Source organism: Sphingomonas mollis (assembly GCF_016427505.1).
In the GTDB taxonomy this organism is placed as follows: Bacteria; Pseudomonadota; Alphaproteobacteria; order Sphingomonadales; family Sphingomonadaceae; genus Sphingomonas; species Sphingomonas mollis.
In genome coordinates this window covers 17,276-32,516 of sequence record NZ_JAELXS010000018.1, presented here as the reverse complement: position 1 = coordinate 32,516, position 15,241 = coordinate 17,276, and the positions used below count along the sequence as shown (strand labels likewise).

Here is a 15,241-nt window from a genome sequence, read left to right as displayed (position 1 = left end):
AGGTTTGCAGGAAGGATCGTAAAGATGGCCTGACAGTCAATCGGCGTTCGGAAAGCCCGGCACATGAATTGGCACTCTATGCCGTACTCATTATGGGGCTCTGAACGCGCGGATGTCCATCTTGGCCGTGGGCTCACCCACGAGACCGCATACGTTGACGCAGACTGATCAGATCACCTCAACATCCAGCTTGCAAACGGGGCGGGCCATACGTTCATGTAAATGATTGAAGACGACTTGAGTCAGTAAGGCATCATGCGGCGGCTAGCTCATGGTCGGTCTTCAGCGCTTTAGGCGGAGGAAGCTTAACCCGACGTCCATTGGACCGGCAGCAGGCTCAGCATCATGCAGTGATGGCATGGACGCATTAAAAAACCCGCCCAGCCGACATTAGTCTAATGCGTCGGCATTCGTTTCAACGTTCCGTTCCAGGTAGACACGCACGCTATAAAGATAGGGTTTCGTCTCCTTCGTTGCGTGCGTGCCATGCTCGTCAGATCCGGATACGCGCCCTGACTGAAAATCGACGATCGTTCAATTGATAGTCACGCGGCCTATTGCTGAATATCTGATAGGTCTTGGTCGCGGTATCGAGCAGGTTCTGGCCATCGACTGTGATTGCGAAGTTCTTCGTCACGTCATAAGTAGCGGAGGCATCGAGAAAGCCGATTGAGTTGCCAAAGATGGGCAGGTTCTGTGTCCCGGTATTGTTAGTACCCTGAAGATATTTTCCGCGCCAGTTATACGCCACACGCATGTTCAACCCGACTTTGTCGTACAACGCGACGAGGTTGAAGCTATGCTTGGACAGGTTCTGCAACGGAACCTGGACCTGGGTGGTGCTGTTGATGTCTCCCGCGGCCTGCTGTCCAGCGTCGCTGTCGGCAAAGGTGTAGTTGGCTTGCACACCCAGTCCGTCAAATGGCGCCGGCAGAAAATCGAGGAACTTTTGACCGCCAAGTTCGAAGCCGCGGACATAGCCGTTGGCTTCGTTGACGAAGCGCTCGACGTTGAAGCGGATATTACCGATCCCGTCGATGGTCTCGATGATCGGTGCGCCTGGGCGGCGAACGATCAGGTCCTTGATGTTCTTGTAGAATCCAGTGACGTAGACGAAACCGACACGATCGAAATACCACTCCACCGCCGCATCGAAGCTTGTGGTGCGTTCCGCCTTCAGGTTGGGATCGCCCAGCGCGGTACCGGTGCCGACATAGGGGTTGTTCGTTGCGTCGTACGGGCGGCTGGGGTCGACCCGGGCCGGTGCGACGCTGGCGGCGTCCGTGTAGCTGGCGCCCAGATTGAACTGTGGATTGAGCTGGTCGAAGCTGGGTCGCGACAGGTTCTTCGAAGCTGCGGCGCGCAGGATGATCTCGTCGGTCAGGAAAACCCGCAGATTCACACTGGGGAGATATTTGGTGTAATCGCGACCGCCGCTGAAATCCTCGTCCAGCGTCACGGTGGGTGCCGCCGTCACCGTGCCGTCGGGGTTCGTTACCGGCGCACCCGCGCGGTACGTCAGCACCCGGCGACCAATACCTTCGGACTTGGTGCGTGTTCCGCGCAAGCCGACATTACCGTCAAAACGTATCCCCGCCAGTTCTGACCCAAAGGCCACGCGCGCATAGCCGGCATAGGTCTGCTCGTTGATTGTGCCGGAGAAGGCGTCGGGCGCATCGAACGGACGGAAGCTGATGGTCTGGCCGCTGATCTGCTTCACGGCGGCAAAAGCGGCATTGGCGTCGCGCACAAGCGCATCGCTGAACTGCCAGACCGGGCCGAAGACCGAGCCGTTGGCGTTGCCGCGCAGAAGGTCGCCCTGAAATAGGTTGGGCTGCGCATATTGCGGAAATTCCGAAAGCAGCGTGCATCCCGCGTCCGACGACCAGTTGGCGCAGGTCGATCCGATCGCGGTCCAGGTGCCGTACGTCGTGTTGCGATTGACCGCGCTGCGATCGGTGTAGCGAGCGCCGACGCGGATGCTCTTGATGAAGCCCTCGTCGAAATTCCAGTCCAGATCGGCGCGTATCGCATCCGACTGCGCGTCATTGTCCTCGGCATAGGGCAGGATCGCGGTCATGCCGTAATTGGCTGGGTTCGCGAAATAGCCCGGCGTGGTTGACTGGAAGACCGGTTTATCGCCCGAGATGTCGAAGAAAAAGTCGTATGGCTGCCCGAAACCCGCCACGCTGGTGCGGGGATTCAGGGGGCTGGCAGTCAGGTTCAGCGTCTGCTGCCGCACGCTCGAGTCGATATGCTGATAGTCCATCGACAGACGCACCCGCTCGGTCACGTCCCATTTCACACCGCCCGAGATATCCGTGGTCGCGGTATCACGCTTGGTGCCGAAATTTACCGAATCAGATCCCGGATTGGCCAGAAATCCCGTACGCACGATCCCGTCGGCATCGACCTCGAACGGCCGGTTCTGTGCGGGCTGCACATCGGAACCATAGGCGAAGATCGATACGCCAGCCTCGTTGAATTTGTAATCGGCGCGAAAATACTGCGCGTACAGTTCCAGGTTCGACACCGGCTTCCACTGAATGGCGGCTGCCGTGCTCAGACGTTCGCGGTCGCCATATGCGATACGAAATCCTCCGCCATGCGGCAGCAGCACGGTCTGATTGGCGAAGCCGGGGACGGGCGACTGGACGCCGGGTGCTGTCGGTCCGTGCTGGTAGAATGGTTCCACCACCACGACGTCATCACGGAACGACGTAGTCTGATAACCGACGTTGGCCAGGATGCCGATTTCACCGATCCCGGTCTGCCAGCGGTCTGAATACAGACCCGATACCTGCTGTCCGCTCTTGCCGATCAGGTCGTAGTAAGTCGACCCGACGCTTGCCGATACGATCCGCTCCTTGCTGTCGAAGGGCAAACGCGTGCGCAGATTCACCGTGCCGGCCAACCCGCCCTCGATCAGTTCCGCGGACGGGTTTTTGTAGACGTCGACGCCTGCGAGCAGCTCCGAGCCTACCTCCTCGAACGACAGGCCACGCCCGCCGCTGGCGGAGAAGATGTCACGGCCGTTCAATTCGGTGCGGACCTGGTTCAGACCGCGCACTGCGATGGCAGAGCCTTCGCCGCGATTGCGGGTGATCTGCACGCCGGATACACGTTGCAATGCCTCTGCAACGTTCACGTCGGGCAGACGACCGATATCCTGCGCGGTGATCGAGTCGACGAACTGCTCGGCGTTGCGCTTGATGTTCTGCGCACTTTCGAGCGAGGCGCGCAGGCCCGTGACGACGATCTCGCCGTCGCCGTCCCCTTCGGCTCCGCTCCCTTCAGTTCTTTTTTGTGCGGCATCGGCATCGACGGTTGCATCCGGTTCGCCGCCCGTTCCTGCCTGCGGGACAGATGGATTCAAGGCGGGCGACGGCCCTTCGGCTTTCGTCTGTGCTCCGGCGGCATGAACCGCGCTCGGCAATGCGGTCGCGGCAATTGCCAATGCCAGCGTGGAAACACCACTCAGGCCGATATGCGAAGCCATCGTCATCCCCTCTTATAATCTTCGGCCTGACAAGCAGTTAACCTGCGCTTGCGTCGAGGCGTCAGAGGTCTGATAGCGGTCACATCGACTTGTCACAAGTGCTCATAAAGTTTGGATAAGGAGAACGGGATGCAACATGGAGAACCGATCCGCCGTATCGTGATAGCGGGCGGAGGTACCGCAGGATGGATGGCGGCCGCGGTCATCGCTCGTGCACTCCCCACACAGCAGGTCACCGTGACACTGGTCGAGTCGCCGCAGATCGGCACCGTCGGCGTCGGCGAGGCAACCATACCACCGATCCTGACGTTGAATCGCCTTCTGGGACTAGATGAGGACGAACTTGTCCGCCGGACCGGCGCCACGTTCAAACTCGGCATCGAGTTCAGCAACTGGGGACAGATTGGCGAGCGCTATTTTCACCCTTTCGGCCAGTATGGCGCCGACCTGAACGGCATACACTTTCATCATCACTGGCTGGCGACGCAAGGGATGACAGGTAACACGCCGCTAGACGAATATTCGATGACGATCGCTGCGGCGCGGGCCAACCGGTTCATCCGCCCGCCTGAGGATAGCCGCCACGTCCATTCCAGACTCGCCTATGCGCTGCACTTCGATGCGGTGCGGTATGCCGAATATCTCGCCGAGCAGGCCAAGGCACGCGGCGTCGTCCACTTGCAGCGCCGTATCGAGGGGGCGGAGCGCGATGCGCGGGGCCATGTCGCAGCTCTCCGTCTGGACGAGGGGGATCGACTGGAAGGCGACCTGTTCATCGATTGCTCAGGCTTTCGCGGGTTGCTGATCGAAGAGACGATGGCGACCGGGTATGAGGACTGGTCGCACTGGTTGCCGATGGATCGAGCACTGGCGGTGCCCAGTACGCCCACGCTGCCTCGCACCCCTTACACCCGCGCAACTGCCGGCAGCGCGGGCTGGCGCTGGCGCATTCCGTTGCAGCATCGCACCGGTAACGGCCACGTTTATTGCAGCGCACATCTGTCCGATGACGAAGCGGCGGATCAGCTGCTCAAGGGTCTGGACGCACCCGCGCTCGCCGACCCGCGTCCACTGCGCTTCACCACCGGGCGGCGCCGGCGAATGTGGAACGGCAACGTCGTCGCTCTCGGGTTGGCGGCGGGCTTCGTGGAGCCGCTGGAATCGACCAGCATCCACCTCATCCAGCGCGGTGTCGTCACGCTGATGTCGCTGTTTCCCGATCGCGGCTTCGCACAGGCAGACGTCGATCAATATAATCGCTTGATGGCCGCCGAGTTCGAACAGGTGCGGGACTTCATTATCCTCCACTATCATCTCACGCGGCGCGACGACTCCCCGTTTTGGAACCAGGTACGGACGATGGCGGTCCCTGACAGCTTGCGCCAGCGCCTGGAATTGTTCGCCAGCCACGGGCGTGTGTTCGTGGAGCGCGGCGAGCTGTTCACCGAAACATCATGGGTAGCGGTGATGCTGGGCCAGGGCTTGCTGCCCCGGCGGGCCGATCCGGTTGCAATGGCTATGCCGCGCGATCAGATCGCCGCCCAACTCGTTCGGATGCGCGATCTGGTGCGTCGCGGAGCGGAAGGGATGCCGACGCACGACCAGTTTATCGAACGCCACTGCCGCGCCGATGAATATCGTGCAGAGACAACGTGACCAAGATTTCTCGGCTTCGATTGGATAGCGCAACCATCAACCGGTCTTTCGACCTAGCATCCGTCACTCGAGATACCTGGTCGGCTAGACTCATTTGTCGCCAGTCGCCGCGCTGATTGCGCTTCCCAACTCCGGTCGCTTGTTCATATCGACGGGACGGCAAGTTTAGACGGCTCCGTTCTTCTCTTCGCTCGTCCAATTTTGTCGACACGAGTCGCGATTCAGGAGAAGCTACCCCACCCAGCGCCAGATGCCTGCGGGCCATCCCGCCAGCGGCATGTGCGCCCACGTCGCCGCCAGCCAGACGACGATACCGCCTAGGATCGCATGGAACCCAAAGCCGCCGAATCTTGCGCGCCCCTGCACAATGGCGGCGAAGGGCAAATAGCTGGTGCGGCTTTGCCATGCGGACCACCCCTGCGGATCAAGTTGCGCTTTTTTTCGATCCTGGAAAATGGCGCCGACCAGCGACAGGAAGATGATCGCGCCCGACAGGACGATGTTCTTGGCGATCGGCAGCACAAGAATGTGGCTGCCACCCCAAATCGCGAACGACCAGAGCATCGGATGACGGGTAATGCCGTAGACGCCGTGGGCTTCCGCCGTGGCCGCCTGCTTCGCGGCGCCGGGCAGAGCCGGATTGCGCACCAGCGATCCCATCAACAGGATTGAGACAACCAGCATCAGCGCTGTCGCGATACCCCACAGGACATCGCCGACCAGCCATGCCGGCGCGGTCACCGGCGCGGCGACATAAGCCCATATCGTTAGGCCCAGTGTGAGGAACGATACCAACGAATAGAGGCCGGTAAATCCGGTTTCCCCGAGCCGCGCGACGAGCGGCCGGCGCAGCGGGTGCGACATTGCGAAATGCGTGCCGACGAAGGAGGCGGCGCCCGCCAGAACCCAGATCGCACCATCCATCACCGTTTCCCCTCGATCCAGCGGTTCATCCTATCCAGCAGGAGCGCGTTCGTCTGCTACGGCCTTTCAACAGGCACGAGATGCGCAGCCCCCTCAATCTCGATCGCCTCGGCATTGGGCATGCGATCCGCGATCCAGCGGTTCATCGTCGTGGGGAGGATCGTATCATCGGCACCCGACACCACCAGCGCCGGCGTATTCGCCCCATGAGGCTTGTCAAGAAAGGCATCGCGCCTTACTAGAACCGAGCCTACGCTGTTTGCCAAACCGTTCCACGTATCAGCTCGATGGGAGCCTTGGTTGTCGCCGGTCATCGGACTGGCGACTGGGCTGGTCACGGATGCAACGGGCGTGTTTGTCATTCCGCCAGTGCCATACATCCAGTCGCTGGATTTCGAGCGGGATGACCTGGTCCAAGCGCTCGGCCTATCGTTCACCGTATCGATGATCGCTCTCGCGATCGAGCTGTTCTGGCACGGTGCGGCGCCTACAGGGAGCCTGCTCGCCTCGACGCTCGCAGTCATTCCGGCGTTGATCGGCATGGCAGTCGGACAGGTGATCCGCACACAGATCAGCCGATTGCTGTTCCGCCGCATTCTCTTTAGCTTTCTGTTGCTGCTGGGCCTCGAAATGACGCTGCGCGGTCTGCTCTGACCAGGGCGACGAGGCGATCATGCTAGGAATCGCGCCGGGTGCATATGCCAGTGCCCGGATGCAGATCGCTCCGCGCGAATCAGGGTTCCAGGTCGAGCCGGCCCTTTCCGCTGGCCGGATCGAACGGCACCGAATTATGGTCATGGACGATGCGCCATCGTCCGTCGCGTCGTCGCCAGCCAGGCGTCGTGCGGAACCACATGTCGACCTGGTCGCCGGACGATGATGTGCCGGTGACGCGGTTGATCGCATGGCTGAACGCGACATCGCCATCGGATATCACCGTTATTTCGCCGTCCTGCCAGTACGGACCATCGCTGTAGGTTGCGAACCAGTCGACGGTGCGCTGCCGCGATGCGGCGATGCCCTCCATCGCCAGCGGCGGTACCAGTTCGTAGATCGCCACGTCCTGGTCGATATCGGCGATCGCCGCCTCGACGTCGTGCGCGTTAATCGCCATCGAGCGGGCGGCAATGAGTTCGCGGATCTTCCAGTCGTCCACCGTCGCTCTCCTCAGTCCTGATACTCGAGCTTGGGGTACCAGTCCGCGCCGCGACCCTCGGGCGTATGGTCGAGCACGTTCCATAACGGCGACAGGTCGGTGGCACCGCGCGGATCCTGGCCGGGATCGGCTGCGTCCTTGGGCATTTCGGCGGCGTAGAAAACGCGGACGGCGTTTCCGTCAAGGTGATAGACGACGAAGGAGGGGTATTCGTCGCCCTCGGGCGACAGTGCCCGGATATCGCGCGCATAGTCGTCGCCAAGCGTCTGCACGAACTCGAGATGGTCCCAGCCCCGCTCCCGCGCGAATGCGAGCTGCCGCGAGACCGGGCTGCGGCCCAGCACCTTGAAGGCGGCGCGCTGCGTAATGTTGATCGCGACGCCGTCGAGCCCCGACAGCGTGTCGGTGCACATCGGGCACGGCCGCTCTCGCTCGGGGCCGTACATCCAGAAATACGTGATGAGCGTGTCCTTGCCATCGAACAGGTCGATATCCGCCGCTCCGATACCGCGCGCCGCCTGGTACTCGGCTATCAGGCCCTGATACTCGGCCATATCTGGGAAGCCGGCGAAACTCCTGCTGGCACCGGTCATCGCCCAGGTGAGCCGTTCCGCCGTTTGGGTCTCCATCCAGGGTGCGAACCATGATGCGTCGTCGAGCAGCGTCGCGCGCACGTTGACGAAGCCCAGATCGGCATTAGGCTTGACGTCCTCCCTGTTTTTTCATCCGGTTTAGGTGAGAGTTTTCTGGCCCTTTGAAGCCTGCGGGCGAGGAGCTGGACATGAAGAAGACGAGGCACACCGAGGAGCAGATCGCGTTCGCGCTGAAGCAGGCGGAGACGGGTACGTCGGTGGCGGAGGTGATCCGCCGGATGGGGATCTCGGAGCAGACGTTCTATCGCTGGAAGAAGGTGTACGGCGGCCTCGGGGTGGGCGAGCTGCGGCGCCTGAAGCTGCTCGAGGAGGAGAACCGGAAGCTCAAGCAGCTGGTCGCGGACCTGAGCCTGGACAAGCATATCCTGCAGGATGTGCTGGCAAAAAAGCCCTGACGCCTGGACGACGGCGCGAGCTCGTCGCGCACGTCCAGGCGTCTCATGGCGTCAGCGAGCGACGCAGTTGCTCCGCGCTGGGCGTCGACCGGTCGTCGGTGCGCTATGTGTCGCATCGACCGGACCAGGCGCCGCTGATGCTGCGTATCCGTGATCTGGCGGCGACGCGGACGCGGTACGGCTACTTTCGCATCTACATCCTGCTGCGCAGGGAAGGATGGATCGTGAACCACAAGAGGATCTACCGGCTTTACCGGGATGATGGACTGAGCCTTCGGCTCAAGAAACCCCGCCGCAACGTAAGCGCTGCCAACCGAGACAGGCAACCCGCGGCGTTGGCCGCCAACGAGATGTGGTCGATGGACTTCTTCTCGGACGCGCTGTTCGACGGCCGACGGTTGCGGGCGCTGACCGTGGTCGATGCGTTCACGCGCGAGGCGCTGGCGATCGATGTCGACCAAGGCATCAAGGGTGAGCAGGTGGTTGAGGTGATGGCGAGGATATCGTCGATCCGCGGTGCGCCCAGGACCATTCGGGTGGATAATGGGCCGGAGTTCATCTCGAAGGTACTCGACCGCTGGCCCACGAAAATGGCGTTACGCTGGATTTCAGCCGGCCGGGCAAGCCTACGGACAATGCCTTCGTGGAGTCGTTCAACGGGCGGCTGCGAGACGAGTGCCTGAACACGCACTGGTTCCTGTCGCTGGAAGACGCCAGAGCCAAGATCGAGGCGTGGCGGCGCGACTATAACGAGAGCCGTCCTCACACATCACTTGGCTGGCTGACGCCGGTCGAATATGCTGCTGCCGCGGCCAAGATCGCGGCCGAATGAACGCCGGAAACTCACCCTCAACCTGGATGAGAAACCGGGGGACCCTCAGATGGCGGTCAGCCTGCATCTCCGCTGGCGTAGCGGTTGGGGTACGTCAGACGCTCGGCGCGCGCGCCAGTCTCGCACCGCCACGTCCTGTCCGATCTTCTGCATCCAGAACAGCTAGCTGGTACAAATGGCCTTCTTCACGGAGTGGCGGCACCTCCATGCGCCAGCTAGGTGTTTTATCCGCCGCCCCTAAGTCAGCACTTTTTCAAGGTCCGCAATCCAGTTCCGCGTGAAATTTTGTGACGCCCGTGCCATCGGCGCCGCGCTGTCGAACGCATGGAACGCCGCAGGTACCACGAGCAGGTCGACCGGCACGCCAGCTGCGCGCAAGGCGCCTGCATAAGCGAGATCCTCATCAAGGAAGAGGTTGAGCGTACCGACACCGACGAAGGCCGGGGGCAACCCGCCCAGATCGGACCGGCGTGCCGGTACCACGCCGACGGGTACCTGCATCCCGCCAGCTGGCACGCCGAGCAGCGACGACCAGCCAAAGCGGTTGGCCTTCGCGGTCCACACATATTGACCGGTGCCAGGTCGAGCCGGGCGACTGCTGCCGGTGCGATCGTCGAGCATCGGGTAGATTAGCACCTGATAGGCAAGTTTGACCTCGCCGCGGTCCCGGGCGGCGAGTGCGAGCATCGCCGCATGACCCCCGCCCGCACTTGCACCACCGACCGCGATCCGTGAGCGATCAACACCAAGTGTTGCGGCATTTTCGTGGACCCAGCGCAGCGCGGCGTAATTGTCGGCGGACGATTTTGCCACGGTTGCTTCGGGTGCCAGTCGATATTCGACTGAAACCACCAGCCAACCTCGGCGTTGCGCCGCCAGTCGCAGGTCAACCGGGATCCCGGCCGCGCCTGCGACATAGCCTCCGCCATGTAACCAGATCACCGCGCCCCGATCCTTACGGCCGGGGGCGCCATCGAATTGAACGGTACGGACCGCCGGCTGACCGGGGAGTCCCGGCACCATGACGACGGGTAGCCTCGCGGTCGCGACCGGGGGCAGTGGCGGCATCGGGTGCGCACGCTGCGCCACTGGACGATGTCGAAACGCCGTCAGGTTATCGGCGGAGACCACCATCTCCTGAAGCAACCGCAGATCATCTACCATTTCCGGATCGACGTCCGCGAACTGAGCGACGGGAGCCTGCGTCCACAGCGTCCCACTGCCGGCGAGCAGGAAACCAGCACCACCACCCTTGAGAATTTCCCGCCTGCTCCGCATTCCATCCTCTAATCCAGGCAGCGCACCGATCGCCGCGCAGGCGGCCATCCTATCAGTTCGCCGCAACTGGTCGCTCTTCATATTTCTTGATCGGAAGGCATCGGTCGAGCATCTCGAAGGACGAGCATGCTCTCGCGAATGGACCGTCACCAGCCGATTTGGAGGTCGGCAATCATAGCGTTGGCCCTCGCCGGCCATGGTGTATGACCCTCCTATGTTCCGCGACGCCACTGCCGATGACCCTGCCCAGGCCGCCCTGTCGGGCGCCGGCCCGGCTGCAGCTGACGAACTCGACTTCGTCGTAATCGACGTCGAGACCGCCTGCTCCCGCGTCAGCAGCATCTGCCAGATCGGCATCGTCGGCTTTCGCGCTGGCACGGTCGCGTTCGAGTACGAGACCCTGGTCGATCCGCGCGATCACTTCAGCAGCTTCAACACCCGCATCCACGGCATCGCCGCCGATCATGTCGCAGGCAAGCCGTGCTTTGCCGACGTGCATGAGGTCGTTGACGGACACCTGGCCGGGCGAACCACGGTTGCGCATTCCTATTTCGACAAAGGTGCGCTGGCGGCGGCCTGCCGCGTGCACGACCGGACGATGGTCAAGACGACCTGGCTCGATAGCGTACGCGTCGCGAAGCGTGCTTGGCCCGAACTCCCCAGCCACAAGCTCAACGTGGTGTCGAAACACCTTGGCATCCCGCTCCGGCATCACGATGCCCTGAGTGACGCTCGCGCCGCAGGCATGATCGTCGTCAAGGCTATCGACCATACCGGCATACCGCTCGCAGGGTGGCTGATGCCCCCGGTAGGGCAGCGCGCCGCTCCGGCGCCACTGCCCGCGCCGGACGGTCCACTCAAGGGTCACCGGGTGGCGATCCTCGGCCAGCCCCGCAACGGCCCGCTAGCTCACCGGCTAGCGGGCAGCGGTGCGCGGATCGTCGCTGGCGTTGGCAGCACGACGACGATCCTAGCGGTCATCGGCGAGGAACCGTTCGGCTACGCGCGGTACGACGCGCAATTCCGCCATGCCTTGGAACTGCAACGGTCCGGCCGCGCGATCCGGATCATGTCTGAGCGCGAGATTCTGGAGCTTCTCGCCTAACGTCGAGGCGTTGCCGTGGCCGTCCGGGATCTCGACACTGGCGAGACGGCTCACCACATCCGGTCAATCATGACCAGCTATGCAAAGACCGACGGGGCCGTCGCGGCCCTGACACCCGAGCAGTTCCGTGTTACCCAGCAGAACGGAACCGAGCGTCCAGGCACCGGCCCATTGCTGAAAAACAAGCAGGCGGGCATCTATGTCGACATTGTTTCGGGCGAGCCGCTCTTCGCCAGTGCCGACAAGTACGAGTCTGGCTGCGGATGGCCGAGCTTTACCAAACCCATCGATGCCGCCAGCGTAAAGGCGACGCGTGACTGGTCGATGCTTATCCCTCGTACGGAAGTGCGCTCCGCGCAGGGCGACAGCCATCTCGGTCACGTCTTCAAGGATGGGCCGCGCGACCGCGGTGGTTTGCGCTACTGCATCAACTCGGCCGCGCTTCGCTTCGTGGCGCGGGCCGATATGGCTGTTCAGGGCTATGGCGCCTACCTCAATCAGATTGAGGAGCCGCCTGCGATCACGCAGCGCGCGGTGCTAGCCGGCGGCTGCTTCTGGGGCATGCAGGATCTTATCCGCAAGCTGCCCGGCGTCGTCTCGACGCGCGTTGGCTATTCAGGTGGCGAGGTGTCGAACGCGACGTACCGCCACCACGGCAACCATGCCGAGGCGATCGAGATCGTCTTCGATCCCGCCCGCACAGACTTCCGCGCGTTGCTCGAATTCTTTTTCCAGATCCACGACCCGACGACGGTGAACCGGCAGGGTAATGACCGCGGCGCGAGCTACCGCTCGGCGATCTTCTACACCAACGACGTGCAGAAGGCTGTCGCCGAGGAAACGATCGCGGATGTCGAGGCGTCAGGGCTTTGGCCGGGCAAGGTCGTAACCGAGCTGTCTCCTGCAGGCGATTTTTGGGAGGCCGAGCCGGAACATCAGGATTATCTCGAGCGCCGACCCAACGGATACACGTGTCACTTCGTCCGGCCGAAATGGAAGCTGCCACGGCGGACGCCTGCTGTCGGAAGCGACGCTGTCACCGCCTAAGTGTAAGCCGATCGAGCGAGCCTAAACGGTGCGGTAGGACACAGATGAGGACGTTCGGTGCCCGTCTTGTGTTCTCCAAAACCGCCGTTCGTTCACCTGATTGTTAATTGTGACCGCGACTAGACTACGACTGCAGCGTCCGGCGCCGCACCTGTGGAGAAACGACTGGCAACTTCCCAAGTGCGAAGGTCGACGATCAGCACCTGATCATTTTCGACTGAGGCGTAAAGCGTGTTGCCAGCGAGGTTGAGGCCCGGCGCGGCGGTGCCGAGCGGCAGACGTGCCTCTTCGGCGAGCGTATCGGGGTTAAGTCGAGACAGGCTCCTGTCCGCCACGTTCGACACGATCAGTCGACCGTCTGCCTGCGTCACGACGCGCACCGCCTCACCGCGCATCGTCCGTTGAAACCGTTCCTCCAGCGTCACGGCGTCGAGCGCATGGATCGTGCCGCTCGGTCGATCGATGACGTAGAGCGTTCGCTCGTCGCGGCTAAGCGTCATGCCTTCGGGTGCGGTTCCGATCCGCTTGCGCACCGGCGCCACCCCCACATCCTCGGGATTCAGCATGATGACCGCGCCGCTCAGCGTGTCGGCGACATAAGCACGCGCACCGTCGCGGCGAACCACGAGATAATGGCTGCGGGCGCCTCCCGCCGGGATCAGCCGTGACGGGGCTTCGTCGCGCAACGGATCATCGAAGCGGATCAGCATGCTGTCCTTCTCGGACAAAACGTACAGGCGACCATGGTCATCAACCCGGACGGCATGCAGCCGCCCGAATGGCGAAAGGTCGATCGTCCGGTCGAGCCTCCGTTGCACGAGATCGATGACCCACAATTTGCTGCCGCCGGAACCTGGCGCCTTCCAGCTCTCGACCCCGTAATGTCCAATGAAGGCATATCGCCCGGTGCGATCCGCGACGATCTCGTGCGGCTGCGTGCCCAACGCCACCGTACCAAGGCGGGAGCCGCTGGGTAGTGCGTAGAAAGCGACACGCCCTGCCCCCTTTTCCACCAGCGCCATCGTTCCGCCGATCGGGGCGGATGACGCGGTCTTCGCTACCGCACGCGCGCCGAACGCCGTCGCCGCGACGACGCCGCCAGCAAGCATCCATAGTCCCTGTCGACGATCTATTGGTGGCATCTTGGTCTCCATCGTCCCGTGGACGAATGCCGGTTCAGTTGCTGCGGGGCTTCAGCCGCGCTTGTCATTCATGGTCGGCCAGTCGGAATAGCCAATCGATCCGCCACCATACCAATATTGCTTGGGAGCCTCGGCAAGCGGCGCGCCGATGCGCAGACGGTCGACGAGGTCGGGATTGGCGATGAACGGGCGCCCCATGCTGAACAGATCGGCGTCGCCTTTCTCCAGCACCGTCTCGGCAAGGTCGAGTGTATACTGGTTGTTGGCGATATAGGCTCCGTCGAAGCGCCGACGCAGTGCCGGAAAATCGACGCCATCTGCCTCACGCGTCTGCTGGGTCACACCCTCGATATCGTGGATGTAGAGCAGTCCACGCTGCGACAGCGCATCGACATAGGTGCCGAAGGTGTCCATGACCCTGCTGTCGAGCGGCGTCTCGCCCGGCATCGTGGTCGCCGGCGACAGCCGGATGCCGACGCGCCCGGCGCCCCAAACGCCGATCACCGCATCGACCACCTCGAGCGGGAAACGCAGACGATTTTCGATCGACCCGCCATAGCGATCGGTGCGCTGATTGGTGCTGTCGCGGACGAACTGTTCAAGCAGGTAATTGTTGGCCGAATGGACCTCCACCCCGTCGAACCCCGCCGCCTTGGCATTGACGGCGGCGCAGCGATAATCCTCGACGATCGGGGGGATCTCGTCCGTTTCGAGCGCGCGGGGGGTGACATGATCCTTCATCCCATCCTTGGTGAAGGCTTGTCCTATCGGCCTGATCGCCGACGGCGCGACAGGTAGATTGCCGCCCTGCAGGTCGGGATGCGAGATGCGGCCGGTGTGCCAGAGCTGGAGGAAGATGAGACCCCCACGATCGTGCACGGCCTTTACGATCGGACGCCACGCCTCGACCTGCCGGTCGTTCCAGATGCCTGGTGTCAGCGCATAGCCGACGGCCTGCGGCGAGACGTTTGTTGCCTCGCTCATGATGAGTCCGGCATCGGCGCGCTGGGCGTAATAATCGGCAGCGAAGGCCGGTGGAACGCCGTCGTCGCTGGATCGACTACGGGTGAGCGGCGCCATGACAATCCGATTGCGCAATGACAAGGCGCCGATCTGTACCGGCTGCAACACGGGAGACAATGAGTGGTCGGGCATATGGGGTAATGTCCATCAGACGGTGGCGGATCAGGGGTGTTGAACGGACGAACGATCGCAACGGTCCGGCGTTCGCTCGAGATCACGGCCAGTTCGTTTAGACGGAAGGGTAAATCCAACTCGCGCGCATCGGGAGCCGCATCTCGCTGATCGCCGTGCCGACCATCGCTATCGGGGGCGATTACGATCGCTACGTCGATGGCGAAGCCGGTGCGACTGAAGCACATCATTGTGAGCAGCCAGAATTTTAAGCGCGAACTCAAGTGAAGAGCATTCGCCTAATCGCGCGCCACGCTTCCCGCCCTCAGAGGATCAATTGTACGTTTCGTCAACGACCCGGTTCCGGCCATTCGCGGTCGGTTTTCGGCTCCCCCCTTCTGACATCCCTTAATCTTGACA

The 15,241-nt window shown here is 62.4% G+C and carries 12 protein-coding genes and 1 pseudogene; 5 read left to right on the top strand and 8 right to left on the bottom strand.

What is annotated here, in order from left to right; genetic code table 11:
• Window positions 1–493: 493 nt before the first annotated feature.
• Window positions 494–3,499, bottom strand: a complete 3,006-nt coding sequence (locus JAO74_RS17965) for a TonB-dependent receptor (RefSeq protein WP_199041510.1) — start codon at window positions 3,497–3,499, stop codon at window positions 494–496.
• 129 nt (window positions 3,500–3,628) lie between these two features.
• On the opposite strand from JAO74_RS17965, the gene JAO74_RS17960 reads away from it, so the two are divergent.
• Window positions 3,629–5,155 carry a tryptophan halogenase family protein gene (locus JAO74_RS17960; RefSeq protein ID WP_199041508.1) on the top strand — a complete coding sequence of 509 codons (1,527 nt, stop codon included), beginning with the start codon at window positions 3,629–3,631 and terminating at the stop codon, window positions 5,153–5,155.
• 231 nt (window positions 5,156–5,386) lie between these two features.
• On the opposite strand, the gene JAO74_RS17955 is transcribed toward JAO74_RS17960, so the two are convergent.
• Together JAO74_RS17955 and JAO74_RS17950 are read right to left on the bottom strand one after the other, a co-directional pair.
• Window positions 5,387–6,079, bottom strand: a complete 693-nt coding sequence (locus JAO74_RS17955) for an NnrU family protein (RefSeq protein WP_199041505.1) — start codon at window positions 6,077–6,079, stop codon at window positions 5,387–5,389.
• A gap of 56 nt (window positions 6,080–6,135) precedes the next feature.
• On the bottom strand, window positions 6,136–6,393 hold the full coding sequence (locus JAO74_RS17950) for an alpha/beta fold hydrolase (RefSeq protein WP_199041525.1): 258 nt from the start codon (window positions 6,391–6,393) through the stop codon (window positions 6,136–6,138).
• Between JAO74_RS17950 and JAO74_RS17945 the strand changes: the two genes are divergently transcribed.
• On the top strand, window positions 6,380–6,733 hold the full coding sequence (locus JAO74_RS17945; protein WP_233151185.1) for a TSUP family transporter: 354 nt from the start codon (window positions 6,380–6,382) through the stop codon (window positions 6,731–6,733). The two genes, JAO74_RS17950 and JAO74_RS17945, sit on opposite strands and share 14 nt — an antisense overlap.
• A 79-nt stretch (window positions 6,734–6,812) precedes the next feature.
• Here JAO74_RS17945 and JAO74_RS17940 read toward each other — a convergent pair whose 3' ends face one another.
• Together JAO74_RS17940 and JAO74_RS17935 are read right to left on the bottom strand one after the other, a co-directional pair.
• Complete coding sequence (locus JAO74_RS17940; protein ID WP_199041500.1) at window positions 6,813–7,235, bottom strand: YybH family protein; 423 nt, start codon at window positions 7,233–7,235, stop codon at window positions 6,813–6,815.
• A gap of 11 nt (window positions 7,236–7,246) precedes the next feature.
• Window positions 7,247–7,909: a DUF899 family protein gene (locus JAO74_RS17935; RefSeq protein WP_332908849.1), complete on the bottom strand. Its 663-nt coding sequence runs from the start codon at window positions 7,907–7,909 to the stop codon at window positions 7,247–7,249.
• A gap of 107 nt (window positions 7,910–8,016) precedes the next feature.
• Here JAO74_RS17935 and JAO74_RS17930 point away from each other — a divergent pair.
• A pseudogene (locus JAO74_RS17930) lies at window positions 8,017–9,115 on the top strand (IS3 family transposase).
• Between the two features lie 237 nt (window positions 9,116–9,352).
• Here JAO74_RS17930 and JAO74_RS17925 read toward each other — a convergent pair.
• Complete coding sequence (locus JAO74_RS17925; protein ID WP_199041497.1) at window positions 9,353–10,474, bottom strand: alpha/beta hydrolase fold domain-containing protein; 1,122 nt, start codon at window positions 10,472–10,474, stop codon at window positions 9,353–9,355.
• 133 nt (window positions 10,475–10,607) lie between these two features.
• Here JAO74_RS17925 and JAO74_RS17920 point away from each other — a divergent pair, with 133 nt between their 5' ends.
• Complete coding sequence (locus JAO74_RS17920) at window positions 10,608–11,498, top strand: exonuclease domain-containing protein (RefSeq protein WP_199041494.1); 891 nt, start codon at window positions 10,608–10,610, stop codon at window positions 11,496–11,498.
• A gap of 69 nt (window positions 11,499–11,567) precedes the next feature.
• Window positions 11,568–12,545 carry a bifunctional methionine sulfoxide reductase B/A protein gene (locus JAO74_RS17915; RefSeq protein WP_199041491.1) on the top strand — a complete coding sequence of 326 codons (978 nt, stop codon included), beginning with the start codon at window positions 11,568–11,570 and terminating at the stop codon, window positions 12,543–12,545.
• Window positions 12,546–12,664: 119 nt separating this feature from the next.
• Here JAO74_RS17915 and JAO74_RS17910 read toward each other — a convergent pair whose 3' ends face one another.
• Together JAO74_RS17910 and JAO74_RS17905 are read right to left on the bottom strand one after the other, a co-directional pair.
• Window positions 12,665–13,654, bottom strand: coding sequence for an outer membrane protein assembly factor BamB family protein (locus tag JAO74_RS17910; protein WP_233151184.1), 990 nt, complete (start codon window positions 13,652–13,654; stop codon window positions 12,665–12,667).
• A gap of 84 nt (window positions 13,655–13,738) precedes the next feature.
• Window positions 13,739–14,842, bottom strand: a complete 1,104-nt coding sequence (locus JAO74_RS17905; protein ID WP_199041485.1) for an alkene reductase — start codon at window positions 14,840–14,842, stop codon at window positions 13,739–13,741.
• Window positions 14,843–15,241 lie beyond the last annotated feature (399 nt).